The organism is Stagnimonas sp. FW305-C-60 (assembly GCF_058782965.1).
Genome location: NZ_JBYSYF010000003.1, coordinates 70017 through 95955, shown reverse-complemented (window position 1 = coordinate 95955; position 25939 = coordinate 70017). Strand labels below are relative to the sequence as shown.

Annotated in this window: 21 protein-coding genes and 2 tRNA genes; 6 read left to right on the top strand and 17 right to left on the bottom strand. The window is 68.5% G+C overall.

What is annotated here, in order from left to right; translation table 11 throughout:
- Positions 1–12: 12 nt before the first annotated feature.
- The 9 genes from AC3WT6_RS12465 to AC3WT6_RS12425 all read right to left on the bottom strand — a co-directional run bounded on the left by AC3WT6_RS12465 (position 13) and on the right by AC3WT6_RS12425 (position 8875).
- Positions 13–1359 carry a TolC family outer membrane protein gene (locus AC3WT6_RS12465; protein WP_492653924.1) on the bottom strand — a complete coding sequence of 449 codons (1347 nt, stop codon included), beginning with the start codon at positions 1357–1359 and terminating at the stop codon, positions 13–15.
- A 260-nt stretch (positions 1360–1619) separates the two neighbouring features.
- Positions 1620–1695 (bottom strand) — tRNA-Glu (locus tag AC3WT6_RS12460).
- 97 nt (positions 1696–1792) lie between these two features.
- Positions 1793–1868 (bottom strand) — tRNA-Ala (locus AC3WT6_RS12455).
- A 95-nt stretch (positions 1869–1963) separates the two neighbouring features.
- On the bottom strand, positions 1964–3184 hold the full coding sequence (locus tag AC3WT6_RS12450; RefSeq protein WP_492653923.1) for an MFS transporter: 1221 nt from the start codon (positions 3182–3184) through the stop codon (positions 1964–1966).
- Entirely contained in the window at positions 3181–3918 is a 738-nt protein-coding gene (locus AC3WT6_RS12445; RefSeq protein ID WP_492653922.1) for a 3-oxoacyl-ACP reductase, read from the bottom strand. Before AC3WT6_RS12445 ends, AC3WT6_RS12450 begins: the two co-directional genes overlap by 4 nt.
- Positions 3919–3922: 4 nt before the next feature.
- On the bottom strand, positions 3923–5365 hold the full coding sequence (locus AC3WT6_RS12440) for a chitobiase/beta-hexosaminidase C-terminal domain-containing protein (protein ID WP_492653921.1): 1443 nt from the start codon (positions 5363–5365) through the stop codon (positions 3923–3925).
- The gene (locus AC3WT6_RS12435; RefSeq protein WP_492653920.1) at positions 5362–6594 is read right to left on the bottom strand and encodes a transporter; all 1233 of its coding nucleotides are present in this window, start codon (positions 6592–6594) and stop codon (positions 5362–5364) included. Before AC3WT6_RS12435 ends, AC3WT6_RS12440 begins: the two co-directional genes overlap by 4 nt.
- Positions 6573–7808, bottom strand: coding sequence for a transporter (locus tag AC3WT6_RS12430; RefSeq protein ID WP_492653919.1), 1236 nt, complete (start codon positions 7806–7808; stop codon positions 6573–6575). Before AC3WT6_RS12430 ends, AC3WT6_RS12435 begins: the two co-directional genes overlap by 22 nt.
- 149 nt (positions 7809–7957) lie before the next feature.
- On the bottom strand, positions 7958–8875 hold the full coding sequence (locus tag AC3WT6_RS12425; protein WP_492653918.1) for a patatin-like phospholipase family protein: 918 nt from the start codon (positions 8873–8875) through the stop codon (positions 7958–7960).
- Between the two features lie 115 nt (positions 8876–8990).
- On the opposite strand from AC3WT6_RS12425, the gene ggt reads away from it, so the two are divergent.
- Positions 8991–10694 (top strand): gamma-glutamyltransferase, encoded by a 1704-nt coding sequence (gene ggt, locus AC3WT6_RS12420; protein ID WP_492653917.1) that lies wholly within the window; start codon positions 8991–8993, stop codon positions 10692–10694.
- 115 nt (positions 10695–10809) lie between these two features.
- On the opposite strand, the gene ffh is transcribed toward ggt, so the two are convergent.
- Entirely contained in the window at positions 10810–12174 is a 1365-nt protein-coding gene (ffh, locus tag AC3WT6_RS12415; protein ID WP_492653916.1) for a signal recognition particle protein, read from the bottom strand.
- Between the two features lie 46 nt (positions 12175–12220).
- Positions 12221–12943 carry an MBL fold metallo-hydrolase gene (locus AC3WT6_RS12410; RefSeq protein WP_492653915.1) on the bottom strand — a complete coding sequence of 241 codons (723 nt, stop codon included), beginning with the start codon at positions 12941–12943 and terminating at the stop codon, positions 12221–12223.
- 141 nt (positions 12944–13084) lie between these two features.
- Here AC3WT6_RS12410 and AC3WT6_RS12405 point away from each other — a divergent pair, with 141 nt between their 5' ends.
- Both AC3WT6_RS12405 and AC3WT6_RS12400 read left to right on the top strand, forming a co-directional pair.
- Entirely contained in the window at positions 13085–13879 is a 795-nt protein-coding gene (locus AC3WT6_RS12405; RefSeq protein ID WP_492653914.1) for a cytochrome C assembly family protein, read from the top strand.
- A gap of 78 nt (positions 13880–13957) precedes the next feature.
- On the top strand, positions 13958–15235 hold the full coding sequence (locus AC3WT6_RS12400) for an HlyC/CorC family transporter (protein WP_492653913.1): 1278 nt from the start codon (positions 13958–13960) through the stop codon (positions 15233–15235).
- Between the two features lie 11 nt (positions 15236–15246).
- On the opposite strand, the gene radA is transcribed toward AC3WT6_RS12400, so the two are convergent.
- A complete protein-coding gene (gene radA, locus AC3WT6_RS12395; RefSeq protein ID WP_492653912.1) occupies positions 15247–16611 on the bottom strand; it encodes a DNA repair protein RadA in 1365 nt (454 codons plus the stop codon).
- An 84-nt stretch (positions 16612–16695) separates the two neighbouring features.
- On the opposite strand from radA, the gene AC3WT6_RS12390 reads away from it, so the two are divergent.
- From AC3WT6_RS12390 to AC3WT6_RS12380, 3 genes are all read left to right on the top strand, one after another.
- The gene (locus AC3WT6_RS12390) at positions 16696–19362 is read left to right on the top strand and encodes a CHASE2 domain-containing serine/threonine-protein kinase (protein WP_492653911.1); all 2667 of its coding nucleotides are present in this window, start codon (positions 16696–16698) and stop codon (positions 19360–19362) included.
- 3 nt (positions 19363–19365) lie between these two features.
- On the top strand, positions 19366–20187 hold the full coding sequence (locus AC3WT6_RS12385; protein WP_492653910.1) for a Stp1/IreP family PP2C-type Ser/Thr phosphatase: 822 nt from the start codon (positions 19366–19368) through the stop codon (positions 20185–20187).
- Between the two features lie 286 nt (positions 20188–20473).
- Positions 20474–21145, top strand: a complete 672-nt coding sequence (locus tag AC3WT6_RS12380) for an FHA domain-containing protein (RefSeq protein WP_492653909.1) — start codon at positions 20474–20476, stop codon at positions 21143–21145.
- Positions 21146–21211: 66 nt separating this feature from the next.
- Here the strand turns inward: AC3WT6_RS12380 and AC3WT6_RS12375 are convergent, their stop codons facing one another.
- The 5 genes from AC3WT6_RS12375 to fliG all read right to left on the bottom strand — a co-directional run bounded on the left by AC3WT6_RS12375 (position 21212) and on the right by fliG (position 25917).
- Positions 21212–22243 carry a flagellar hook-length control protein FliK gene (locus AC3WT6_RS12375; protein ID WP_492653908.1) on the bottom strand — a complete coding sequence of 344 codons (1032 nt, stop codon included), beginning with the start codon at positions 22241–22243 and terminating at the stop codon, positions 21212–21214.
- Positions 22244–22449: 206 nt separating this feature from the next.
- Entirely contained in the window at positions 22450–22917 is a 468-nt protein-coding gene (gene fliJ / locus AC3WT6_RS12370) for a flagellar export protein FliJ (RefSeq protein ID WP_492653907.1), read from the bottom strand.
- A complete protein-coding gene (gene fliI / locus AC3WT6_RS12365) occupies positions 22914–24284 on the bottom strand; it encodes a flagellar protein export ATPase FliI (RefSeq protein ID WP_492653906.1) in 1371 nt (456 codons plus the stop codon). Before fliI ends, fliJ begins: the two co-directional genes overlap by 4 nt.
- A complete protein-coding gene (locus tag AC3WT6_RS12360) occupies positions 24281–24892 on the bottom strand; it encodes a FliH/SctL family protein (protein ID WP_492653905.1) in 612 nt (203 codons plus the stop codon). Before AC3WT6_RS12360 ends, fliI begins: the two co-directional genes overlap by 4 nt.
- A complete protein-coding gene (gene fliG / locus AC3WT6_RS12355; RefSeq protein ID WP_492653904.1) occupies positions 24892–25917 on the bottom strand; it encodes a flagellar motor switch protein FliG in 1026 nt (341 codons plus the stop codon). The genes AC3WT6_RS12360 and fliG overlap by 1 nt, the downstream gene beginning before the upstream one ends.
- Positions 25918–25939: the final 22 nt, after the last annotated feature.

The following is a 25939-nucleotide window of genomic DNA, read 5'->3' as shown; positions in this document are numbered from 1 at the left end:
AAAGAGCGGCGCTCAGGGCTTGGCGGCGGCCGACTCGGCCCGCAGCAGGCGGTTGATCTGCGCGAGGTCGGCGTTGAGCAGCGCACCGGCGGCGCTCTTCAGATGCAGGCTGTCGATGATGAACTTGTAGCGCGCACCGCTGAGATTGGTCTCGGCCTCGGCCAGCTGCTCAATGGCGTCGAGCACCTCGGCATTGGTGCGGGTGCCCACCTCGAAGCCGGCGCGGTTGGCCTCCTCGGCGGCGCGGGCGGCGCTCACCGCCTTCTGCAGGGCCTGGATGCGCTGGGTGCCGGCGCTCAGGTTGAGCCAGGCCACCTTGGCCTCACGCTCGGCCTGGGCGCGGGCGGCGGCGAGATCGGCCTCGGCGCGCTTGACCTGCTGCACGCCGCGCTCGATCTCGGCGCTGAGCCGGCCGCCGGTAAACAGAGGCAGGGTCGCGGCCAGACCGATGCGCTGGTCACCCTCGTCACGCTCGCCACTGATGCCGCCACCGTTGTCGATCTCGTAGACGCTGCCGACCAGATCCAGCTGCGGCCAGCGGCCGCGACGCAGGCGCTCGGCTTCCAGCTTGGCGACTTCCAGCTCCAGCGCGCGCACGGTCACGTCCAGGTTCTGCCGCGCGGCGCGCTCGGTCCACACCGCCGCTTCGTCGGGCTGCGGACGCTTGAGACTGGCATTGGCGGCCAGCGGCAGCAGCTCGCGATAGGCCTTGCCGGTAAACGATTCCAGTACCGCGAACGCCGCCTCCACCTGGGTCTGCGCGGTCAGCTGTTCGGCCGAGGCCAGCTCGGCGCCGGCCTGGGCGGTCTTCAGTTCGGCATCCAGCGCCAGACCGGCGGCGGCACGGCCGGATACCTGTTCGGCCTGCTGGCGCAGGGTGCGCAGCTTGATCCCGGCGATGCGCTCGCGATCCTTCACCGCCAGCAGCGCGAAATAGGCGTCGGCGACGTTGAGCAGCAGGGACTCCTGCTTGCGCTCGGCCTCGGCCTTGGCGCGTGCCACCCTCTGCTCGGACTGATCCAGCGCCGCCAGCAGCGGCCCGCTGAATACCGACTGCCGCAGCGTCGCGCCATAGACATAGCGTGGGTAGGTGTCGCTGCGCTCGAAGCTGACCAGGCCGTAGTAGTCACCTTCCACCGAATCGCGCACCCAGTCGGCGGTGCCGAACAGCGACAGCTGCGGATACAGCCGCGCGCGGGTCTCCGGCAGCAACTGTTTGGCCGTCGCGTACTCGGCGCGCGCCGATTGCAGCTGCGGGCTGGCGAGCAGCGCATCGTTGATGACCTGCAACAGATTCACCGGCCCGGCGACCGCGGTAGCGACCTCCTCGCCGCGAGCCTGCAAGGGACTGGCGACCATGGCCAACAGCAGCAGCCATGCGGCCGCTACGGCCGTGCTTTGCCGGCCTGATTTATTTCTCCTCCGCATACCTGCTCCCTGGCATTCCGGTGCCGGTGCGCGCCGTCCATGCGCAGCGCTACCACGGCAATGCGGCGATTGTCGCCGCAAGCGGGCGCAAGTGCGAGGTGAGTCTTGTGTTGGCGCGGCGGCGCGCGGCCGGAAGGTCAGGCGCCGGAAACGAAAAAGCCCGCTGGAGCGGGCGATCGGAGGGCATGCAATGGCGTTCCCAAGGGGATTCGAACCCCTGTTACATCCGTGAAAGGGACGTGTCCTAGGCCTCTAGACGATGGGAACGAGGCGTACTGCATGCAATCAGTGCTGGACTGATCTCGCCCGTTTCATGGTCGCTGGATGCTGCCTTGCGAAACCAGAAAACGGGAAACCAAAAATTTGGTGGAGCTAGTCGGGATCGAACCGACGACCTCTTGCATGCCATGCAAGCGCTCTCCCAGCTGAGCTATAGCCCCTTGCGGAGGCCGCGAATTATACGCGGCCGATCCCGAAACGCAACCACTAATTTTCACGCCGAGCACCACCATGATCAGGAGCACTCCACGCCTGCCTAGTCGCGGTAGTCGAGATCGCGGCCATAGCTTTCCGGCAGCCGCCGCAGCGCCACCAAGGCCAGCGCGAACACCAGGGCACCGACCGCGAGCGTGGCGGCCACCAGGCCCAGCAGCGGCCAGAGCAGCTTCACTCCCAGCGTCACCGGCACGGTGGCGGCGCGCACCAGGTTGGGCACGATGGTGGTCACCGTGGCGCGCAGATTGGTGCCGAACTGCTCCGCCGCCAGGGTCACGAACACCGTCCAGTAGCCCTGGGCGAGCCCGATCAGGAACAGGGCCTGGCAATACACTGCCGGGCTGTCGCTGCGCATCAGCCCCAGGCTCAGGCCCAAGAGCGCCAGCAGCGCCACCGCCAGCACCTTGCGCCGGGACCCCAGCCATTCGCTGATGAGGCCGGAAAATCCGCTGCCCAGCGCCAGGCCAACCGCCTGCCAGCGCAGCGCCTCGCCCACCAGCAGCGGCTGCGCATGGCCCAGGGCCTTGCCGTACTCCGGCGCGAAGTTCACGAACAGCGCCGAGGCGTACCAGATCGGCACGCCGATCCAGGTCACCGTCAGAAAGCGCCGGAACAGCACCCCGCTGCCAAACAGGCGCCGCAATCCTTCGCCGCCCCGGGCGGCGGGCAGCAGGCGCTCGCGCAGGAACAGCGGCGACTCGCGCAGCACCTGCAAGCGCAGCAACAGCACCAGCAGGCCGGCGCCGCCACCGACCAGATAGGCCGTGCGCCAGGGCAGCCATTGCCCGGCATAGGAGGCGGCCAGCGCGCCGACCAGACCCAGGAAGGAAATCAGCGTGGTGCCGTAGCCGCGCAGGCGGCGCGGCAGCGATTCGGCGATGAGGGTGATGCCGGCACCCAGCTCACCGGCCAAGCCAATGCCGGCCAGGAGACGCAGCAGCGCGTACTGCTCGACGCTGCTCACATAGGCATTGGCGATATTGGCCAGCGAGTACAGCGCGATGGTGGCGATCAGCGCCAGCCGGCGGCCGTAACGGTCGCCGAACCAGCCCCAGAACAGGCCGCCGATCAGCATGCCGCTCATCTGCAGATTGAGCAGGGCGATACCCCAGTCGGTGTTGGCCGCGCCCTCCAGACCCAGCTCGCGCAGCGAGGCGACACGCACGACGCCGAACAGCACGATGTCGTAGAGATCGACGAAATAACCCAGTGCCGCCGCCAGCACCGCCAGCAGCTGCCGCGAGCGCGCGCGCTCGCTCACGCCGACATGTACAGGCCGCCATTCACCGGAATATTGGCGCCGGTGATGTAGGCCGATTGCGCATCGCAGAGAAAGCACACCACCCGCGCGATCTCCGAAGGCAGGCCCAGCCGGCCGAGCGGAATCTGCGCGCGGATCTTGGCCAGCGCCTCGGGCTTGATGGCGGCGGTCATCGGCGTCTCGATATAGCCGGGCGACACGGTGTTGACGGTCACGCCCAGCGCCGCGCCCTCCTGCGCCAGCGCCATGGTGAAGCCGTGCAGTGCGGCCTTCGCCGCCGAGTAGTTGGCCTGGCCGAACTGGCCTTTCTGGCCGTTCACCGAGGAGATGTTGACGATGCGGCCGTAGCCACGCGCGCACATGCCGGTGAACAGCGGCTGGCTCAAGTGGAAGGCGGCGTCGAGATTGGCCGCCATCACCTCGCGCCATTGCCCCAGGTTCATCTTCACGAAGCGCGCGTCGCGGGTGATGCCGGCGGCATTGACCAGCACATCAATGGCGTCGAACGGCGCCGGCAGACTGGCCAGCAGCGCGGCGCTGGCCTCTGGGTCGGCGAGGTCGCAGAAGCGGATGGCGACCTCCGGCCCCAGCCGCGCTTGCAGCTCCGGCAGGCGCGCGACCTCCGCCGGGTGTCCCACCGCCAGCACCTGCAAGCCGGCCGCCTGCAACTGCCGGCAGATCTCGCCGCCGATGGCGCCGGTGCCGCCGCTGACCAGGGCCGTGCGTGGACGCATCGCCTCAGCGCCCCTTCTTGCGTTGGCCGGCGTACTGCTCCGGAACCGACGGATCGAACTGCCGCTCCAGCGTGTGCGCGGCCTCGACTTTTTCCAGACTGATGTCGTAGTCCAGCACCAGCGGCGGCGAACGGCGGCCGTCGGGTGTGATCGCCACCGCCTGCAGGCGCAGCGGCGCGGCCACGTAGAGCGGATGCTCGGCGCTATACAGCGGCGAGCCGCTGTCCGGCGACGTGCCGCTGGTGGTGTAGACGATGAAGGCGGCGGGATCGCTGGCGACCAGGCGCACCTGCTGCGGTTGCTCGTAGACGCCGCCGGCCGGACTCGCGCTCAGGCTCAGCTCGCCACCCGGCTGGTAGCCCTCGGCTCCGACATAGCGCGCCAGCGGACTGGCGAGGCCGGACTCGGCATGCGCGGCATAGCAGCTGCTGACCACCCCCGGCCGCAGGCGCCACTGGCTGGCGGGCTCGCCGCGCGCCGGCTCCTGCCCGCCATCGGCGCAGTACAGGCGCGCCCCCGGCTGGTCGGCGCGCAGCTGCTCGCCCTCGCGCAGCAGGCGCGGCGGCAGCGCGCGCGGCAAGGGCTCGTGCACCTCGCTCAAGAACTCCACGACCGGCTTCAGCGTCTCCGCCCGCACCGGCAGGTCCATGTGATCGAACCAGCTGCCGTGCTCGCGGTTGTAGGCCAGATTGCGGGCGCCCTCCAGGGCGGGGCTGTCCTGCCCCGGCTTGGGGTAGAACACATCGGCCCAGCCGCTGCCGTCATAGAGCATGAAGTAGCGTGTCGGCCCCGGGGTTTCGCCGCCGCGATTGAGCTGCGCCAGCCAGGGGCTGCCGGGTGAGAGCTCCCAGGACACCAGGCGCTGCTGGTTGCGGCTGTCGCCCCAGGCGGTCCAGGTGCCGTGATTGGCGCCGGCGATGCCTACGAAGTTGCGCACCCGGTGATAGCTGTTGGTCTGCTTGAGCCATTGCCGCACCAGGGTCACGCCCATGGAATGGGCGACGATATCCACCTGCCGCACCGGGATGCCGCGCTTCTTCGACAAATAGTTGCTGACGCTGTTGACCGCCCGCTCGATGCTGGCTACCGACAGCTCGTTGGAATCGAAGTAGTGGACATTGTCCCAGCCATAGCCAAAGGCCCAGAGCTCGTCCTGGCTGTAGCCCTGGCGCAGGAAGTAGTCGCGGGTCGGCAGCCAGAAGCGCGCCGAGACGGTATTGCCATGCACGAAGATCACCGGCGTGCGGTACACGCCGCTGGCCTGATCGCTGCCGAAGCCGGGCATGGTCCGGCCGGTCTCGGCGGACAGCGGCGGCCGATAGTCCTCGGGGAAGTCGCTCAAGCTGGGCGCGGTCATCCCCAGCCGCGGCAGCAGCAGCTCGCGCGCCGGCAGGCAGGCGGCCAGTGCCGGGATCAGCAGCAGCAGGGCGAGCGCGCGGAAAGTCACGGCGCCCAGAACAGATAGACCAGCCGCAGTTCAAGGTAGGGCGAGGCCGAGGTGGCCGCCGCCTCGCCGACACCGAACAGGGGCACCACTTCCTGCGAGAAGGCGTTGTCGCCGACACCGGTGTTGTTGCGGTCCGGCCCCGGACAGTCGCTCACCGCGCAGACGTCGTAGACCACATCGATCTGGCTGCCACGGCCGGCGATGGGCTGCACGACGCGGGCCTGCAGCACCGTCGAAGTCCGGTAGATGTAGTACAAGCCGGCGCTCAGCAGGCTGGCTTCTACGCCCTGGTCTTGGTAAGGACCACGACGCGGCGTCAGATAGAAGGTATCGAGCACCGGCGTATTGCACAGCGCGCTGCCCAGGCCCAGGCCGTCGCACAAGGTCTGCGGCGCGATCGGCTGATCCTTGAAGTTGACGCTCACCTGGTCGTAGTAGTTGGGCCCCACCGAGCGGTGCCAGGAATAGCCGAGATCGGCATACCAGTGCTCGCTGAACTTCCAAGCGAAGTTGACCTCGGCATTGATCCAGTCGGCGATGCGGGTCGGCGTGGTGCCGCCGAAGGCCGGCTGGTCGTTGTCGCCATTGATCTGGTAGGCCAGCGTGCCGTCGATGCTCAGGCGGCCGTAGAGGTTGGCGTTGAACGCCAGCTGCGGGGTGATGGTGCGGTAGTTGGTGCCGACATTGAGCATCGCCTTCGGGTCGTACTGTCCGATCGGCTCCTTGAGCGTGGCCGACAGCAGCCCGTTGAACTTCAGCGGCCCGTAGCGGTGCTCGCTGGTGTAGACGCCGCACAGTGCGAACAGGTCGGCGAGGCCATTGCTGCCGGCCTGGGCGCCGAACAGGCGGCCGCGCTCGGCGATCTGCGCGGTGTTCTGCTGATAGCCGAAACCGCCGATGAGCCGGCAGAACTGGTTGTGATCCTTCAGGTAAGGCAGGCCGGTGTCACGAAACACATTGCCCACCCACAGCAGCTTGAACAAGGCCAGCGCGGTATCGGTGCTGGCCCCGGCCGGCACGAACGGCCGGCCGAGATCCACCCGCTCGCCATTGCGGTCGAACACCTCGTCGATCTGGCTCAGGATCAAGGTGCCTTCGGTATAGGTACCGTTGGGCTTGACCGAGTACTCGTCGAGATGCGGCGTGAACAGAATGCCCGCCTGCGCCCAGGCCGGATAGGTCACCAGCGCAAGTCCCCAGATCAGGCTTAGCGTTTGCAGCCAGCGCATGCGTAAGCGTCTCCCTGGCCGAATTGGTAGCGCAGGCTCAGCGTCCAGCGGTCCGAGGCGTAGACGCGCGCCGCGCCCAGGCCATCCACCAACACCGTCCCCCCTTCGGACAGCGTGCAACCGAGTCCGCCGGGCGTGCAGCCGGCCGGCGCCCGATCGGTGTAGGGCAGCAGAAACTGGCCGCTTTCGCCGGACAGCGGATGGCTGTACTGCAAGCCCAGCAGGAGGCGCTGGCCGACAAACCAGTGCAGGCCCAGCCCGGCCTCGCGCAGCGCCGTGCCCCCGTCCTCGTAGCTGCCGGGCGTCGGGAAGTTGTCGCTGCCGCCCAGTACCGGGGCGGGCGGCGGCGGGTTCGGCGAGAAGCGCGGGTTCGCATAGCGGTTTTTGCCGCCGTGCCGATCCAGGCCGTAGACGCTGGCATACAGGCCGCTGACCAGGCGCTGCGCCAGGCTCAAGTCGATCAGCTGGTCGCCGCCCTGGCGTGCCGGCGCCAGGGCGCCGAAGGCCGGATCCTCATTGTCGAAGTAATGCCGCCAGGTATAGCCGGCATCGAGCAGGCCGCCGCTCCAGGGTTGCCAGTGGCCGCCCAGTTGCAGCTGCGCCGCGGCGGTGTTGCTGCCGGCATTGACCGCGGCATCGCGGTCGTACTGGCCAAACGGCAGGCGGACGCCGACCGTCGCCAGCACGGCATACGGCGAGCGCTCGCCCTGGCGCCAGGCGCTGTTCGGCGAGCCGAGCAGAAAGCTGCCGAACTCGAAGCTGAGATCACCGACGCCGCTGCCGTTGTTGCGCAAGTCGTCGGCCTCGGTGCCGGCATCATCGCTGGCATCGGCGGCGAAGTCGGACAAGCGGCCATCGGTGCGGACGCTGGCCTGGCGCAGCGTCAGCCGCAGCAGATGGGTGCGGCTGGAAAAAAACGGCAGGCCAGCGGTTTCGAACAGCGGCAGATGCCAGGTCAGGCTGGCGTGGAGGCGGCGCTCGGGGAAGGCGGTCTGGCCGCCGGCCTGCGGCGCGGCGCTGTCCTGCTCGTCGCCGGCCTGGTCAAAGCTGCGGTCGGCATCGTCCCAGGCATAGCCGGCGTCCAGGTAGAGACCAGGGTAGAGCGGCATATAGCGGCCAAACTGCGGCGCCGGCTCGGCGGCGATGGCGGCCAACGGCAACAGCGCCAGCAGGGCCTGCCCGGCGCGGCTCGCAAACAATGCGGTACGACTCATCTGGCCTTTGCTCTCCTGCATCGTCACACCGCCTGGCGATGGCGGCGCTGCCTTTCCGCTCCTCGGCGGCGGCAGGCTACTCGTCCGTGAACCGGCTCCCAGGCTTGAGAGCTTATCTCGCCCGGCACCGCCGCGGGGCTAATAATTCCTCATTCCAGAGCCACACCACGGGCCTTGAGCTTGGCGCGCAGCTCCGGCAGCGCCGCCTGGGCGGCGCGTTCGCCGGCCAGGATCGCCCGGTGCTTGCCCTCGAAGTCGGTGGAGGTGACATCCCGCATATCCGGCACCACGATCACGTCGGCCAGCGGATATTCGGACTCGCGGATGGTCTTGCCCATGATCCCGAAGGTGCGCATCACCACGTCGAGCTTGCCCTGCGCCTCGCGCTGATCCGGTGGCGCGGCGACGTCCACGGCGATCACGAAGTCGGCCCCCATCTGCTTGGCGTAGCGGATCGGCACCACGCTGACCAGGCCGCCGTCGACATAGTCCTCGTCGGCGATCCGCGCGGGCGCGAATACTCCCGGCACCGCCGAGGAGGCCTGCACCGCCAGCCCGGTTTCGCCGCGCTCGAACAACACCGCCTCGCCAGTCTTGAGCTTGACCGCCACGCAGGCGAAACGCGGCTTGAGCTGCTGGATGGTCTTGTTCTTGACCGCGCCGTTGATGAAATGGCGCAGGGCATCGCCCTTGATCAGGCCCTTGCCGAACAGCGTCCAGTCGGAAACCGTGGCGCGGTCGAGATCGAAGGCCAGCTGCTGCAGGTCGAAGCCGGAATAGCCGGCCGAATACAGGGCGCCAGCGACACTGCCGGCACTGGTGCCGACCACGATCTCCGGCCTGAGGCCATGGCTTTCCAGCACCTTGATGACGCCGATGTGGGCAAAGCCGCGCGCCGCACCGCCACCGAGTGCCAGGGCGATCCTGGGCGGTGGTGGTGGCGGGACCACCACCGGCGGCGGCTCCGGTGGCGGCGGCGGCTTGCCGCCAAACAGGGTGCAGGCCGCCAGCGGCAGGAACAACAGCGGTAGCAGGCCCCGCCAGCGGCGGAGCGGGAGCGCGGACATGGGAGCCAAGGGGTTGATCGCAGGAACCAGCGCGATTCTACCCCCGCCACTGCCGGCCTTTGCGCCGCCGGGCACATGCGCGATGCTGCCACCCTGCCCGCCTTCGAGACCCGCCATGCGCCCTCTGCTCCCCCTGCTGCTGGCCCTGAGCACGCTACCGGCGATGGCCGGCGACCGCGTCACCGGCAAACCCTTTGCCAGTCGCAGCGAGGTGATCGCTCTGCACGGCATGGCCGCCACCAGCCAGCCACTCGCCACCAATGCCGCGCTGGACATCCTCAAGGCCGGCGGCAGCGCGGTGGATGCGGCGATCGCCGCCAATGCCATGCTCGGCCTGGTGGAGCCGACCGGCAATGGCATCGGCGGCGACCTGTTCGCCATCGTCTGGGATGCGCGCACGCGGCGGCTCTATGGCCTCAACGCCAGCGGCCGCTCGCCCAAGGGTCTTTCGCTGGACAAGCTGCGCGAGCTGCTGAAGGCGCAAGGGCTGGAGCACCTGCCGCCGCACGGCCCGCTGCCGGTGAGCGTGCCGGGCGCGGTGGACGGCTGGTCCGAGCTGCATGCCAAGTTCGGCCGGCTGCCGATGAAGACGCTGCTGGCACCGGCCATCCGCACCGCCCGCGAAGGCCACCCGGTCAGCGAGCTGATCGCCTACTACTGGGCGCGCAGCCTGCCCAGGTTGTCGAAGTTCCCCGGCTTCCGCGAGCAGATGAGCTTGGTCGGCCAGGCGCCGAAGAAAGGCGAGATCTGGAAGAACCCCAACCTCGCCAATACCCTGGAAGCCATCGCCAAGGGCGGCCGCAAGGCCTTCTATCAAGGCCAGATCGCCCACACCATCGCCGACTACGTGCAGGCGCAGGGCGGCTATCTGAGCTACGAAGACTTAGCCAGCCACCGCAGCGAGTGGGTGGAGCCGGTCTCCACCAGTTACCGCGGCTATGACGTGTGGGAACTGCCGCCCAACTCGCAGGGCATCGCCGCCCTGCAGATGCTCAATCTGCTCGAAGGCTACGACCTCGCCAAGGCCGGCTTCGGCAGCCCTGAGCACCTGCACTGGTTCGTCGAGGCCAAGAAGATCGCCTTCGAGGACCGCGCCAGGTTCTACGCCGACCCCGCCTTCAACAAGCTCCCGGTCGCCGAGCTGATCAGCAAGCCCTACGCCGAACAGCGCCGCAAGCTGCTCGACCCGGCCAGGGCCGCGAAGCGCATCGAAGCCGGCAACCCGGCGCTACGGCAGGGCGACACCATCTATCTCACCACCGCCGATGCCGAGGGCAACATGGTGTCGCTGATCCAGAGCAACTACCGCGGCATGGGCAGCGGCATGACGCCGCCGGGGCTGGGCTTCGTGCTGCAGGACCGCGGCGAGATGTTCAGCCTGGAAGACGGCCACGCCAACGTCTATGCGCCCGGCAAGCGGCCGTTCCAGACCATCATCCCCGCCTTCATCAGCAAGGACGGCCAGCCCTGGGTCAGCTTCGGAGTGATGGGCGGCGACATGCAGCCGCAGGGCCATGTGCAGATCGTCACCAACCTGATCGACTTCGGCATGAACCTGCAGGAAGCCGGCGACGCGCCGCGCATCTACCACACCGGCTCCAGCGAGCCGACCGGCGAGCTGATGACCGACGGCGGCGTGGTGAATCTGGAAAGCGGCTTTCCGGCCGAATCGGTGCGCAGCCTGCTCGACAAGGGCCATCAGCTGGGCTGGGACCTGGGCGGCTACGGCGGCTATCAGGCGATCCAGCGGGATCCGAAAACCGGCGCCTATTTCGGCGCTTCGGAGTCGCGCAAGGATGGAATGGCGGCAGGGTATTGAGACGGTACTTAGCGAGGTAGGGTGGGCAAAGCGTTGGCGTGCCCACGCGACCGGCGGCAGATCGAGGCCTGGGCTGAAGCCCACCCTACTCGGCTGGCCCGGCCGCGCTCATCCGCTAACGCCTCGGCATCATCCCCGGCGGCAGTTTGCCGGCCAGCGAGCGCATCATCTTGGCCATGCCGCCGCCGGCCATCTTCTTCATCATGTCGCGGGTCTGGTCGAACTGGCGTAGCAGCTGATTGACCTGCTGCACCTCGACGCCGGAGCCGGCGGCGATGCGGCGCTTGCGGCTGGCCTTGATGAGGTCGGGGAACTGGCGCTCCTGCACGGTCATCGAGTTGATGATGGCGATGGTGCGCTTGACCTGCTTTTCCGGGTTGGCGTTTTTGAGCTGCGCCTGCAGATTGGCGCCGCCCGGCAGCTTCTCCAGCAGCGAGTCGAAGCCGCCCATGTTCTGCATTTGCAGCATCTGCTCGCGGAAGTCAGCGAGATCGAAACCCTTCTTGCTCTTGAGCTTGGCGGCAAGCTTGGCGGCCTTTTCGGCATCGACCCGCTGCACGGTCTCCTCGATGAGGCCGAGCATGTCTCCCTGGCCGAGGATGCGCGCGGCGATACGGTCGGGGTGGAAGACTTCCAGCTTGTCGCTCTTTTCGCCGACGCCGATGTACTTGATCGGCGCGCCGGTGACCTGGCGCACCGAGAGCGCCGCGCCGCCACGCGAGTCGCCGTCGGCCTTGGTCAGCACCACGCCGGTAAGCGGTACCCGGTCGGCGAAGGCGCGCGCGGTGCGGGCGGCGTCCTGGCCGGTCATGGCGTCGACCACGAACAGGGTTTCCACTGGGTTGAGCGCGGCATGCAGGCCGGCCAGCTCCGCCATCATGTCCTCGTCCACCGTGGTGCGGCCGGCGGTGTCGACGATCAGCACATCGGCATAGGTCTTCTTGGCGTGCTCGACGGCGGCGCGGGCGATGGCCTGCGGCGACTGGCCGACTTCCGAGGGGAAGAATTCCACACCGACCTGGCCGGCGACGATGCGCAACTGTTCGATGGCGGCCGGGCGGTAGACGTCGCAGGACACCACCAGCACGCTCTTCTTCTCGCGCTCCTTCAGCAGCTTTGCCAGCTTGCCGACGGTGGTGGTCTTGCCGGCGCCCTGCAAGCCGGCCATCAGCAGGATGGCGGGCGGCTGGGCACGCAGGTTGAGCGGCACCGCCTCGCCGCCGAGAGTGTCGGTCAGCGTCTGCTGCACCAGGCGCAGGAAGGCCTGACCCGGGGTGAGGCTCTGGGTGATCTCTGCCCCCAGCGCCTTGGCCTTGACGGTATCGACAAAGCCCTTGATGACCGGCAGGGCGACGTCGGCCTCCAGGAGGGCCATGCGCAGCTCGCGGGCGGCGCTGTTGATCTGGTCTTCGGTCAGGCGGCCCTGGCCGCGCAGGCTGTCGAGTACGCCGGACAGGCGCTGGCTGAGTGATTCGAACATGGAAACTCGGGCTGTTGGTTGGCGAAACCTGGCGGCGGGCTGCCGCTTACAACATAAAAATCTCGCCGGATTCGAGGTGATGATAATTCCAGCCGGCCAGTACCGCCGCGCACTGGCGCTGGATCAGGGCCTCGCTGCCGGGCTTGTGGTGGGTCAGCAGCAACTGCGGGCGGTGCTTGAGCTTGCTCAGCTCGCGCGCCAGCAGCGAGGGGGTGAAGTGCTTGGAGGTGGCGCCCAGCTCCTCCTGCTCGTCGGGGAAGGCGATCTCGATCATCAGCAGGTCCAACCGCGGCAGGGCGTTGAGCGCCGCCCACAGGCTCTCGCAGGCCCAGGTGTCGCCGCTGAAGGCGAACACGCCAGTCGGCGACTGCACCGCCAGGCCCACCGCCGGCACCGTGTGCAGCACCTCGAAGCTATGCAGCTGGCGCTGCTCGCCCAGGTCCAGGCGCTGGCCCAGCGGCAAGGGCTGCCAGCGCAGCAGGGGATTTTCCGGGCTGGGCAGCTGCGAGAAGTCGGGCCAGATCTTCCAGTTGAAGATGTGCGCGCGGATCGCACTCAGCGTCGCCTCGGCGGCATGCACGGTGATCGGCGAGTCGATCAGATCAAAGAGGTTGTCGGCCATGAAGGCCAGACCGCAGACGTGATCGAGATGCGAGTGGGTGAGCACCACATGACGAATGCGGCGCATCTGCGACAAGGCGAGATCGCCGACGCCGGTGCCGGCGTCGATCAGGATTTCGTCGTCTATGAGCAGACTGGTGGTGCGCAAGCTCGGCCCCACCCCGCCGCTGCACCCCAGGATTTTGATCCGCATCGGATTTCGCAAGCCTCTGATTGAGGACGATTTGAGTCTAGCACGCAGGCCATGAGCCCCCGCCGCGAGGCGCGGGGCCAGTGCTATCCTCCGCGCATGCCGCTACCCATCCTGCCGCTGGCGTTGATCGCCCTCGCCGCCTATGCGCATGCCTCCTGGCGGGCGGCCGGTGCCCGGCCGGACCGTGCCGGGCTGATCTCGCTGCTGCTGGCCCTGGGCTGCCACGGCCTGGCTCTGCTCGGCAGCCTGCAACAGGCGGACGGCCGCCTGGGCCTGACCCAGGCCTTGTCGCTGGTCACCTGGCAGACCGCCCTGCTGCTGGCGCTGCTCTGGCGGGTCAACACCCTCTGGCCACTGCGCACCGCGATCTATCCGCTGGCGGCGGCCGGCGCCTTGCTGGTGGCGGTCTGGCCTTCACGCTCGGGTGCCGCGGCGCCACACGACTGGAAGATCGCCCTGCACGTGGCGCTGTCGATCTTCGCCGCCGGCCTGCTCACCCTCGCCGCCGCGCAGGCGGTGGCGCTGTCCTTGCTCGACCGCCTGCTGCACAAGCCCGAGCAGCTCAACCGCGTGCTGCGCATGCCGCCCATGCAGTCGGCCGAGGACTGGTTGTTCCAGCTGATCGCCGCCGGCTTCTTCGTGCTGTCGCTGGCGCTGCTCTCGGGCCTGATCTTCGTCGACAACCTGTTCGACCAGCACCTGGTGCACAAGACCCTGCTGTCGATCCTGGCCTGGGCGATCTTCGGCGCCCTCTTGCTGGGCCGCCGCCGCTGGGGCTGGCGCGGCCGCCGCGCGGTGCGCTGGGCGCTGGGCGGCTACGGGTTGTTCCTGCTCGCCTACTTCGGCAGCAAGCTGGTGCTGGAGCAGTTTCTCGGCCGGCACTGGAGCTGACGCGCAGGCTTTGCTTGACACTGCGCCCTGCCGTTCGCTAACTATGAACGTCCTCGTGGTCACCGGCAGTAGCCGCACTTGAACGAATTGCCCCTGGGCCTGGAGATGGCGCTCCTGGTCTTCCTGCTTGCTCTGTCAGCGTTCTTCGCGGCCTCGGAAACCGGCCTGATGACGCTGAACCGCTACCGCCTGAAGACCCGCGCCCAGCAGGGCGATCGCGGCGCCAGGCTGGCGCAGAAGCTGCTCGACCGCCCGGACCGTCTGATCGGCCTGCTGCTGCTGGGCAAGAATTTTTCCGACAACGCCGCCACCGTGGTCGCCACCCTGGTGTCGATCGAGATGTTCGGCGACAACGAGCTGGTGCTGGGCATCACTACGGTGAGCCTGACGGTGGTCATGCTGGTGTTCTCCGACGCCGCGCCGAAGACGCTGGCAGCGCTCTACCCGGAGCGGGTCGGCATCCCTTCCGCCTACATCAACTACCCGCTGCAATGGCTGCTGACGCCGGTGGTCTGGATCGTCAGCCTGCTCAGCAATGGCGTGCTGCGTGCCATCGGCGTCACCAAGGAAGACGCCGCCACCCACTCGCTCTCCACCGAAGAGCTGCGCACGGTGGTGGTCGAGGCCGGGGCGATGATCCCGCAGCGTCACCAGCGCATGCTGCTGTCGATCCTCGACCTCGAGCACGCGACGGTCGAGGACATCATGATCCCGCGCAACGAGATCATCGGCATTGATCTTTCCGAGTCCTGGGAAAAGATCCACGAGGCGATCGTCGCCAGCAGCCACACCCGGCTGCCGGTGTTCAATGGCTCCATCGACGATCTCAAGGGCGTGGTGCATCTGCGCAAGCTGGTGCGCGCGGCCGCCATGGGCCAGCTCAATGTCGACAGCCTGATGGGCCTGGTGCGCGACCCCTACTTCATTCCCGAAGGCACGCCGCTCAACCAGCAGCTGCTCAACTTCCAGGACCAGAAGCGGCGGATCGGTTTCGTGGTCGATGAATACGGCGACATCCAGGGCCTGGTGACGCTGGAGGACATCCTGGAAGAAGTGGTTGGCGAGTTCACCAGCGACCCGGCCACGCGGCAGAAGCACGTGACCCTTGACCACGACGGCTCGGCCCTGGTCAGTGGCAATGTCACCATCCGCAGCCTCAACCGCAGCCTGCAATGGAAGCTGCCCACCGACGGCCCCAAGACCCTCAACGGTCTGGTGGTGGAGCAGTTGGGCGACATCCCCAAGACCGGCCGCAAGCTGCGCATCGCCGACTATGAGTTCGAGATCATCGAAGCCCGCGCCAACGCGGTGAAAACCGCGCGCATCCGGCCGGCGCCGGCGGTGGAAGTCCTCTAGGGCCTGTTAACTCAGATCAGCGCCAGCGCCTGATCGAGCCGCCCCACCGGCAGCACTTCGAGATCGATGGCCGCCGCCTTTCTCGGGCGGTTGCCCTCCGGGACGATGGCGCGCTTGAAGCCGTGCTTGGCCGCCTCCAGCAGGCGCTCCTCGCCGTTGGGCACCGGCCGGATCTCCCCTGCCAGGCCGACCTCGCCGAAGATCACCAGATCATTGGGCACCGCCTGACCGCGGAAGCTCGACAACGCCGCCACCAACAGCGGCAGGTCGGCGGCTGTCTCGGCGATCTTCATGCCGCCGACGACGTTGGCGAACACGTCCTGATCGCCCAGCGCGATGCCGGCGTGGCGGTGCAGCACCGCCAGCAGCATGTGCAGGCGATTGCCTTCCAGGCCCAGGGTGACCCGGCGCGGATTGCCGAGCGCGGAGGAATCGACCAGCGCCTGCACCTCCACCAGCAGCGGCCGGCTGCCCTGGCGGGTGACGGTGATGACACTGCCCGGCACCGGCTGCTCGTGGCGCGACAGGAACAGCGCGGAAGGGTTGCTGACTTCCTTCAGGCCAGCATCGGTCATCGCGAACACGCCCAGCTCATTGACCGCGCCGAAGCGGTTCTTGATCGCGCGGATGATGCGGTAGCGGCTGCCGACGTCCTGCTCGAAGTAGAGGACGGTGTCGACCATGTGCTCCAGCACCCGCGGTCCGGCGATCGCACCTTCCTTGGTGACATGGCCGACCAGGATGATCACGCAGCCGCTCTGCTTGGCGTAGCGCACCACCTGGGCGGTGGTCTCGCGTAGCTGACTCACCGAGCCGGGTGCGGATTCCAGGCTGTCGGTGTAGAGCGTCTGGATCGAGTCCAGCACCACCAGGCCGGGCTTCTCGCGGGCGAGCACGCCGAGGATCTGCTCGACGCTGGTCTCCGCCAGTACCGGCAGGTCCAGGCGCGGCAGACCCAGCCGGCGCGCGCGCAGATGCACCTGGGTGAGCGATTCCTCGCCGGTGATGTAGAGCGTCTTCATCCGCCCCTCCACCGCGGCCAGCACCTGCAAGAGCAAGGTGGACTTGCCGATGCCGGGATCGCCGCCGATCAGAATCACCGCCCCCGGCACCAGGCCGCCGCCCAGCACCCGGTCCATCTCGGAGAGCTCGGTGGCAACCCTAGGTGCGTCCTCGGCGGAGACCTCGGAGAGCCGCTGCACCCGGCCATCGCCGGCCAGACCCGCCATGCCGCCACTGCGGGCACTGCGCGGTGCGGCCGACACCGCCGCCTCGACCAGCGAATTCCAGGCCCCGCAATCGCCGCACTGCCCGGCCCATTTCGGAAACTGGCCGCCGCATTCCTGGCACACGTAAGCGGTCTTAATCCTGGCCATGGGGCGTGCTGCAAGTCATGTCTGGGGCTCGGAAATCTGGGTTAGTATCGGTTTCATTACAACGCAAAAAGTTGGGAGCGTCGCGTGAAAGAGCGCATCTGGACCAAAGACTGGTTCGCGGCTCTGGCCTTTTCCCTGCTGTTCGCCGTCCTGGCTTATGGCGTCTTCGGCTCCGGCTTCCAGGGCCTGGAACGTGCTGCCTACGATCTGGGCGTGCGCGGTCACGAGCGCCAGCCGTCCGATCGCATCGCCATCGTCGCCATCGACGACGAGTCCATCGCCAACCTCGGCCGCTGGCCCTGGCCGCGCGTGCAGCAGGCGCAGCTTTTGGACCGCATCAATGCCGGCGCGCCGAAGGTGCTGGTCAATACCGCGCTGTACCTGGAAGCCGAGCAGAACCCGGCCGGCGAGGCCGCCAAGGCGCTCGCCGACTACATCGCCAACTCGCCCTTGCAGGGGCAGATTCCGGCCGAGATAGAAACCTTCGGGGTGATGCTGGACGATGCCGCCCCGCATTCGCCGGCGGTCGCCAGCATCGCCAAGGCCTACAAGGAATCGGCCCTGTTCACCGGCTACAGCGCTGCGCTCAGCGAGCTGCTGTCCCGCGTGCAGGCCCTGGGCGCGGCCGGCGGCTCGCCGGACGCCACCCTGGCCACGGCGCTCGCCACCGGCGGCCATGCGGTGCTGCCGATGCTGTTCAGCCTCGGCCGGCCGCAGGGCCTGCCCGACCAGCCGCTGCCCGACTACGTGCAGCGCGAGGCGCTGACCAATGTGGTGGACCGCGTCGACGCCCGCGCCTCCGGCGAGCTGCCGGTGGCGACCACCACCGTGGCCCTGCCGATCGCGCCCCTGGCCGCCGCGGCCGGCGGCCTCGGCCATCTCAACATCACCCCCGACGAGGATGGCGGGGTGCGCAAGACTTCGCTGGTGCTGCAGTACTTCGACAGCTTCTTCCCCTCGCTGTCGCTGCGCACCGCGGCGCTGGCGCTCAATCTCAAGCCGTCCGACATCGAACTGCGCCTGGGTGAGGGCGTGCGCCTGGGCGGCCTGGAGCTGGGCACCAATTCGCAGCTGATGCTCTACAGCCAGTTCTACGCCGACAAGGACGGCGCGCCGGCCTTCAAGGTCGACTCCGCCTACGACGTCTACGCCGGCAAGATCCCGGCCGACAAGTACAAGGACAAGATCGTGCTGCTGGGCACCACCGCCGCCGCCACCGGTGACAGCTTCGCCACCCCGGTGTCGCCGGCGATGGCGCCGGTGGTGCTGCTGGCGCACACGGTGTCTAGCATCCTGCAGCAGGACTACTTCACCCGCCCGGCCTGGGGCCGGATTGCCGAGTTCGCGCTGTATCTCGCCATCACCGCCTGGCTGGCGCTGGCGGTGCCGCGACTCTCGGCTGGCCTCGCCGGCGGTATCACCGTGGTGCTGGTGCTGGGCCTGTTCGCCACCGAGTACTTCCTGCTCGCCGGCTCGGCGCTGTGGCTCAAGCTGGTGGTGCCGATGCTGCTGGCGGCCACCGGTTTCGCCTTCATGCTACTCAAGCGCTTCAACCTTGCCGAGCGGCTGCAGTTTGCCAGCGAGACCGAGTCGGCGGAGTCCAACAAGATGCTGGGTCTGGCCTTCCAGGGCCAGGGCCAGCTGGACATGGCCTTCGACAAGTTCAAGCGGGTCAAGCCGGTCGACGACAAGCTGCTCGACCTGGTCTACAACCTGGCGCTGGACTTCGAGCGCAAGCGGCAGTTCAACAAGGCCGAGGCGGTGTACCAGTTCATCGCCAGCCAGAACAAAGACTTCAAGGACGTGCAGGCCAAGCTCAACCGCGCCAAGAAGCTCTCCGAGACGGTGATCCTGGGCGGCGGTGCGATGGGTGCCACCACCGCCGGCGGCACCATCATCATGGCCGGCGGCGGCACCGAGAAGCCGATGCTGGGCCGCTACCAGGTGGAGAAGGAGCTGGGCAAGGGCGCGATGGGCGTGGTCTACCTGGGTAAGGACCCGAAGATCGGCCGCATGGTGGCGATCAAGACCATGGCGCTGTCGCAGGAATTCGAGGCCGACGAGCTGGCCGACGTGAAGTCGCGCTTCTTCCGCGAGGCGGAAACCGCCGGGCGTCTGAGCCATCCCAACATCGTGTCGATCTTCGATGCCGGCGAGGAGCACGATCTCGCCTACATCGCCATGGAGTTCGTGAAGGGCCACGATCTCACCAAGCACACCAAGCCCAACATGCTGCTGCCGGTGCCGGAGGTGCTGCGGATCATGGCCGACGCCGCCGACGCGCTCGACTACGCGCACAGCAACAGCGTCGTGCACCGCGACATCAAGCCGGCCAACATGATGCTCTTGGACGGCAGCCAGGTGATCAAGCTGATGGACTTCGGCATCGCCCGCATCGCCGACTCCAGCAAGACCAAGACCGGCATGGTGCTGGGCACGCCCAGCTACATGAGCCCGGAGCAGCTGGCCGGCAAGAAGGTGGATGGCCGCAGCGACATCTTCTCGCTGGGCGTGACCACCTACCAGCTGCTGACCGGCTCGCTGCCGTTCCAGGCCGATTCGATGGCGACGCTGATGTTCAAGATCGCCAACGAGACCCATGCCTCGCCGCTGGTGCTGCGCCCCGACCTGCCGCCGGAGATCGTCGCGGTGATCGACAAGGCGCTGGCCAAGAACTACGAGCAGCGCTACCAGCGCGGCAGCGATTTCGCCCGCGACCTGCGCGAACTGCTGCGCAAGCTGGGTAGCTGATCCGTGGCGCTCAAGGACAAGGTTTCCACCGCCCTGCTCAGCGATGTCGGCCGGGTGCGCAACAACAACGAAGACGCGCTCGACGAAGATCAGGATATCGGCCTCCTGGTGCTGGCCGACGGCATGGGCGGCTACAACGCCGGCGAGATCGCCAGCGGCATCACCATCGCCACCGTGGTCGACACCGCCCGCCGGGAATGGAAAAACCTCAAGCACGGCGAGATCGACCAGGGCACCGGCTACAGCGTCGAGGCCCTGATGCTGCGCCACGCGGTGGAAACCGCGCACACCACCATCTACCACGTCAGCCAGAGCCAGCCGCAGTGCGCGGGCATGGGCACCACGGTGGTGACCTGCCTGTTCCACGACGACCGCCTGTCCATCGCCTATGTCGGCGACTCGCGCCTGTACCGCCTGCGCGGCGAGCGCCTGGAGCAGATCACCCGCGACCACTCGCTGCTGGAAGAGCTGATCGCCCGCGGCCACTACACCCGCGAGGAAGCCAGCAAGCTGGTGCGCAAGAACATCGTCACCCGCGCGCTCGGCGTCGAGCCGGAAGTCGCGGTCGATCTGATCGAGGAAGCGGTCGAGATCGGCGACATCATCCTGATCTGCTCGGATGGCCTCACCGACATGGTCGATGACGAGACCACGCGCTTAACGCTACTGCGGTTTGCTGATAACCTCCCAGAGGCCGCCAAGGCGCTGGTGGACACCGCCAATGAGCGCGGGGGGAAAGACAATGTTTCGGTCGCGCTGGCGCGGGTCAACGGCAGTTTTGCCCGCGGCCGACGCTGGTATGAGCGGCTGTTGGAGTGGTTTTAGGAGCAAGGGTGTGTTGGCACTAAATGCGCCGCTGCGTTGCCGGTCAAAATCGCGTCCTGCGGGGCGCGGGCCGACGCGAAGGCTTGAAGCCTTCACTAGGCCGGCAACGACGCAGGGCGCGATTTTGGCCAGCAACCCTTCGGGGCGGGACTGTTTTGGGGCATTGCAGCGTCAGCCAGAGAGGAAAATAGAACCACTATTCCCCTCTCTCGCTTCCTTGCACTGCCCCAAAACAGCCTTCCGCCGCAACGACGTATTTAGTGTCAACACACCCTAGGGAAAGATCATGGGCAAGCTCATCGTCACCGAGGCCGACGGCAAGAGCCGCGAGCTCGCGCTCGACAAGGAGCGCGTCACCATCGGCCGGCACGCCGATAACGACATCGCACTCAACGACAAGGCGGTTTCCGGCCATCACGCGGTGGTCATCACCATCCTGTCCGACTCCTTTCTGGAGGATCTCGACTCCACCAATGGCACGCTGGTGAACGGCAAGCAGGTCGCCAAGCACCCGCTCAGCCATGGCGACAGCATCACCATCGGCCGCAACACCCTGGTCTACGAAAGCGAGCAGAGCGGTACCGGCGAAGATTTCGAGAAGACCATGATCCTGCGCTCCGGCCAGGTCGCCGCCGCCATGGGCACTCCGCCGCCCGCCGCTCCGGCGGCTGGCGGCGCGCATCTGCCGGTCAACGGCCGCCTGCGCGTGGACAGCGGCTCCAGCGCCGGCAAGGAGCTGGAGCTGACCAAGGCGCTGACCACCATCGGCAAGCCGGGCATCCAGGTCGCCGCCATCACCAAGCGCGCCGACGGCTATTACATCGTCCATGTCGGCGGCGCCGCCGGCGGCAAGCGGCCGCTGGTCAATGGCGCCGAGATCGACGCCCAGGCGCGTCGGCTGAATCCCGGCGATGTGGTCGAGCTGGCCGGCACCAAGATGTCCTTCCTGATGGGCTGAACCGGCGTAGGTTCAGCAAAAACGGCAGCCCGCGGGCTGCCGTTTTGCGTTTCCTGGCCTGAAAGCTCAGGCGTAGTGGTCGAGCAGGCCGCGCAAGCGCGGCGGCGTCAGCGCCGCCGGCAACTCGGAAGTCGCCAGCTCCCCCGCCTCGCGGCCGCTGCGCGCGGGCCAGGCCGGATGGCCGCGCGACTGGGCGTCCTGACTGAACACGCTGGCCTGCGACAGGCTCAGGCCGCTATCGCCAAGCAGCTCGCGCAGGCGCGGCAAGGCCTCGCTCAACAAGTCACGGGTCGCTTGCTGGGCGGCGCCGATATGCACCTGCACGCGGCCGTCCTGCACCCGCACTTGCAGGTCGATGGCGCCGAGATCCTGCGGCGCCAGCTCGATGCGCGCCTCTTGTACGTCCTGTCCCAGCTGCCAGCTGATGTGGCTGGACAGCTGCTCCGGCCAGTCCTGGCGGCTGGTGTTGAGCGGCGGCGGCGGCAGGGGCGGCGGCTCAAGCCTGGCGCTGGCGACATTGCCGGCGGCACCGGTCGGCAGCGCGAACAGCGGCTCGCTGCCGCGACCGCCCTCCGCCACGGCCGGCGGCGGCGAATCGGCGGCGAGTGGCGGCAAAACGGCATCCGCCGCCGCGACGACCGCGGCCTGCTCGCCGGCATTGGGCTCGCCTGGCAGCACCGGAATTGCGCCAGCCGCGGCGCCGGTGGCGACACCGGCATCGGTACTGACGGCGACGGCCGGACCGGAGCGCAAGGGCTCCGTGGCGAAAGCCGGCACCGCCACCGGCGGCAACTGCAACTGGAGCTGCGACAGCAGGCTGGCGGCAGGGTCGACTGGCAGCGGTGTTTCTGGCGCCGCGGCCGGCGACACGCTCGCCGCAACCGGCTCGGCGCTGCTGACTGGCAGCAAAGGCGTTTCGGCGCAGGCGGACTCGCCGGGCTCGGCGGCCCGCAGGGAGATCGGGTCCGGCGCCCGGCAGGCGGGCTTGCCACGCAGCCCCTGCGGACGCGGCTCGACCACGACCTCGGCGGCAACCGGAGTCTGCGCTCCGGCCTGCGTGGCGCCCTGAACCACGGTCTGCTCCTGCGCCTGCGGCATGACTGCGCTCGCTGCTGCCGCTGAGTCCGCTGCCGGCGCTAACGGTGCCACAGGGCTGACACCGGCGGCCTTGCCTACCGGTGCCGGCTCGCGCGGATCGGACAGCAGGCGGGAAAACTCGACCGCCGACGAACCGGTGGCGGTGGCGGCGTTACCCACGAGCGCGGGCGTCGGCGCCGCGGCCGGCGGGGCCGCCGTCGCCGCGATCATGCCGGGCGATCAGCGACGAGCAGGCGCCGCGCCATGAAGCCGCGCACCGCGTTTTCGTCCATCTCCCGACCCTGGCGGCGGGCGTCTTTCTGACGCGCCTCCTGGGCGGCCTGGGCGAGCAGGCGGTCCAGCTTCTCCACTTCGCGATGACTGGCCAGCCAGTGCGCGCGGGCGCGCTCGACCTCCTGCGCGCTGCTGGCCACGCGCTCGGCCTGGAAACGCACCGCCTCGCGCAGACGCGCCAGAAAGGCGGCGTTGTGGCGCAGGCTGTTGACGCCGGTGGTTTCCGGCAGCGGCCGCTCCGCGTATTCGGCCTCGTAGCGGCACAGCTCGGCGTGGCGGCTCTCGGCCTGGGCGTGGCGGCGCAGCGCCTCCGCCAGTAGTTTGGCGGCCTGATCCTCCAGGCCGGCGGCACGTTGGCGCAGCGGTTCGAAACGGTGTTGTCCTGGCAGCGGGGAAGTCATGTGGCGGGACCTTGGTCGAGCAGCGCTTGGAGCTGCGTAAGGCTTTCTCCAAATCCCGCGCCAGCCTGGACATCCTGGCTCAGAAACTTTTCGATGGCCGGCCAGAGCGCGACGGCGGCGTCGGTGCGCGGGTCGCTGCCCTTCTGATAGGCGCCGATGGCGATCAGGTCGCGATTGCGCTGGTAGGCGGACAAGAGGCCGCGCAAGCGCCGCACCAGCTGCTGCTGTTCGCGGCTGGTGCAGTCGTTGGCGACGCGCGAGATCGAGGCCTCGACATCAATCGCCGGATAAATGCCACCCTCGGCGATGCGTCGCGACAGCACGATGTGGCCGTCGAGGATGCCGCGCGCGGCGTCGGCGATCGGGTCCTGGGGATCGTCGCCCTCGGTGAGCACGGTGTAGAAGGCGGTGATCGAGCCGGAACCCTCGGGGCCATTGCCGGCGCGCTCCACCAGCGCCGGCAATTTGGCGAACACGCTGGGCGGATAGCCGCGGGTGGTCGGCGGCTCGCCGATGGCCAGGCCGATCTCGCGCTGCGCCTGCGCGTAGCGGGTCAGCGAGTCCATCAGCAGCAGGACGTTGAGGCCACGGTCGCGGAAGTGCTCGGCGACGGTGGTCGCCAGCGCCGCGCCGTGCAGGCGCTGCAAGGGCGAGCGGTCGGCCGGGGTAGCGATCACGCAGGCGCGCGCCAGGCCTTCCGGCCCCAGCGAAGCTTCGACGAAGTCGCGCACCTCGCGGCCGCGTTCGCCGATCAGTCCAACCACGATCACGTCGGCGGCGGTGTAGCGGGTCATCATGCCGAGCAGCGTCGACTTGCCGACGCCGGTGCCAGCGAACAGACCCAGACGCTGCCCGCGCCCCACCGTCAGCAGCGCGTTGAGCGCGCGCACGCCGACATCCAGGGGCTCGCGCACCGGGGCGCGCTCGAAGGGATTGATGCGGCGACCCGACAGCGGCGCGCTGACTTCGCCGCGCGGCTTGGGGCGGCCGTCGAGGGGATCGCCCTCACCGTCCAGCACCCGGCCCAGCCAATCGTTGCCGACGCTGACCCGCGCCACCCGCCGCAGCGGCACCACCCGCGCATGCGGGGCGATGCCGGCGAGATCGCCGATCGGCATCAGATGCACGCGATCGCCGGCGAAGCCGACCACCTCGGCCTCCAGCGCGGCACCGTCGATATCGACCACCCGGCAGCGGCTGCCGATCTGCACCTGGCAGCCGACCGCTTCCAGGGTCAGCCCCACCACGCGGGTCAGGCTGCCCTCGACAGTCATCAGCGGTGCCCGGCTCAGCACCGGCAGCTGCTCGCGCAGGCGTTGCGCCAGATGGTGCTGGCGCTCGCGGCTCAGGCTTTCGGCGGCATTCATTCGTTGCCCAGCAGCTCGTGGGCGAGACCGGCGGCGCGGGCGTCGAGGCTGGCGTTGACGGTGGCGTGCTCGCTGCTCACCCGGCAGCCACCGGGCAGCACATCGCCGTCGGCGATCAGCGACCAGCCGGCGCCACTGATCTCGCTGCTCAAGACCTCGGTAAGCGCGCCGTAGTCCTCGGGGGCGACATGCACGCGCAGCGCGCGCGGCACCGAGCCCAGCGCGGCGGCAGCGTCACGCACCACCGCGGCGACGCGCGCCGGGTCCACCGCCAGTTCCTGCTGGGCGATGCGACGCGCGGCCTCCAGCGTCATCGCCACCAGCACCCGTTCCAGCTCAGCGTCGAGCGCGCCCAGCGGTGTGGCCAGGGCATCGAGCACCGCGCGTACCCGCGCCGCCTGTGTCTCGGCGGCGGCCAGGCCGGCGGCGCGGCCCTGGATCTCGCCGAGCGCGAAGCCGCGGGCGGCGGCCTCGGCTTCCAGCTCGGCCAGCCGCGCGGCGGTGGCGGCCGGGTCCGGCATCGGCGGCGGGGGCTTGGGGGCCTCGAAGCTGGGCAGCACCCAGCGGGTGGCGCGGGCGCCGTGTTCGGTCGTCCAGAGCTCGGACATCAGACGAAGTCCTCGCCCTTGCCGCCGAGAGCGATGCCGCCGGACTCGGCGAGCCGGCGGGCGGTAGCGAGGATGTCTTTCTGCGCCACCTCGACATCGGAAATCTTGACCGGGCCCTTGGCCTCCATGTCTTCCACCAGCATCTCGGCGGCGCGCTTGGACATGTTGCGCAGCAGCTTGTCCTTCACCTTCGGATCGGCGCCGCGCAGGGCCAGGGCCAGGGTGTCGGTGCTGATTTCGCGCAGCAGGGTCTGGATGCCGCGATCGTCGACGTCGGCGAGGTTGTCGAACACGAACATCAGGTCCTGGATGCGCTGACCCAGATCCTCGTCGACGCCCTTGATGGTTTCGGTGAGCCTGGCCTCGGTGCTGGAATCGAGCAGGTTGAGGATGGTCGCCGCCACCTTCACGCCGCCGACGCTGGAGGACTTGATGTTGGCGGTGCCGGTGAACTGCCGCTCCATGATCTCGTCCAGCTCGCGCAGCGCCTGCGGCTGGATGCCGTCAAGGGTGGCGATGCGCAGCACCACGTCGGACTGGATGCGCTCCGGCAGATTGACCAGCACCTCGGCGGCCTGATCGGGATCGAGGTAGGACAGCACGATGGCGATGATCTGCGGATGCTCGTTGCGGATCAGCTCCGCGACCGCGCGGGTCTCCATCCATTTCAGCGCTTCCAGGCCCTTGGAGTTGCGGCCGAGCAGGATGCGGTCAATGAGACCGCCGGCCTTGTCCTCGCCGAGCGCCTGCACCAGCACCTTGCGCACGTAGTCGTCGGCGCCGACCCCCAGCGAGGTCTGGCTCTCCAGGTTGGCGACGAAGCCGTGCAACACCGACTCCGCCTGCTCGCGGCTGACGCTGGAGAGATTCGCCATCGCCTGCCCCAGCCGCTGCACGTCCTTGGCGCCCAGGTGGCGCAACACCTCGGCGGCCTCGTTCTCGCCCAGCGAGAGCAGCAGGATGGCGGCGCGGTCGGTGCCGGACAGCTTGGTCTCGGCGAGGGGTGCGGAGGCGGCATCGGCCATGGCGGGTCTCTTGGGTTCCGTT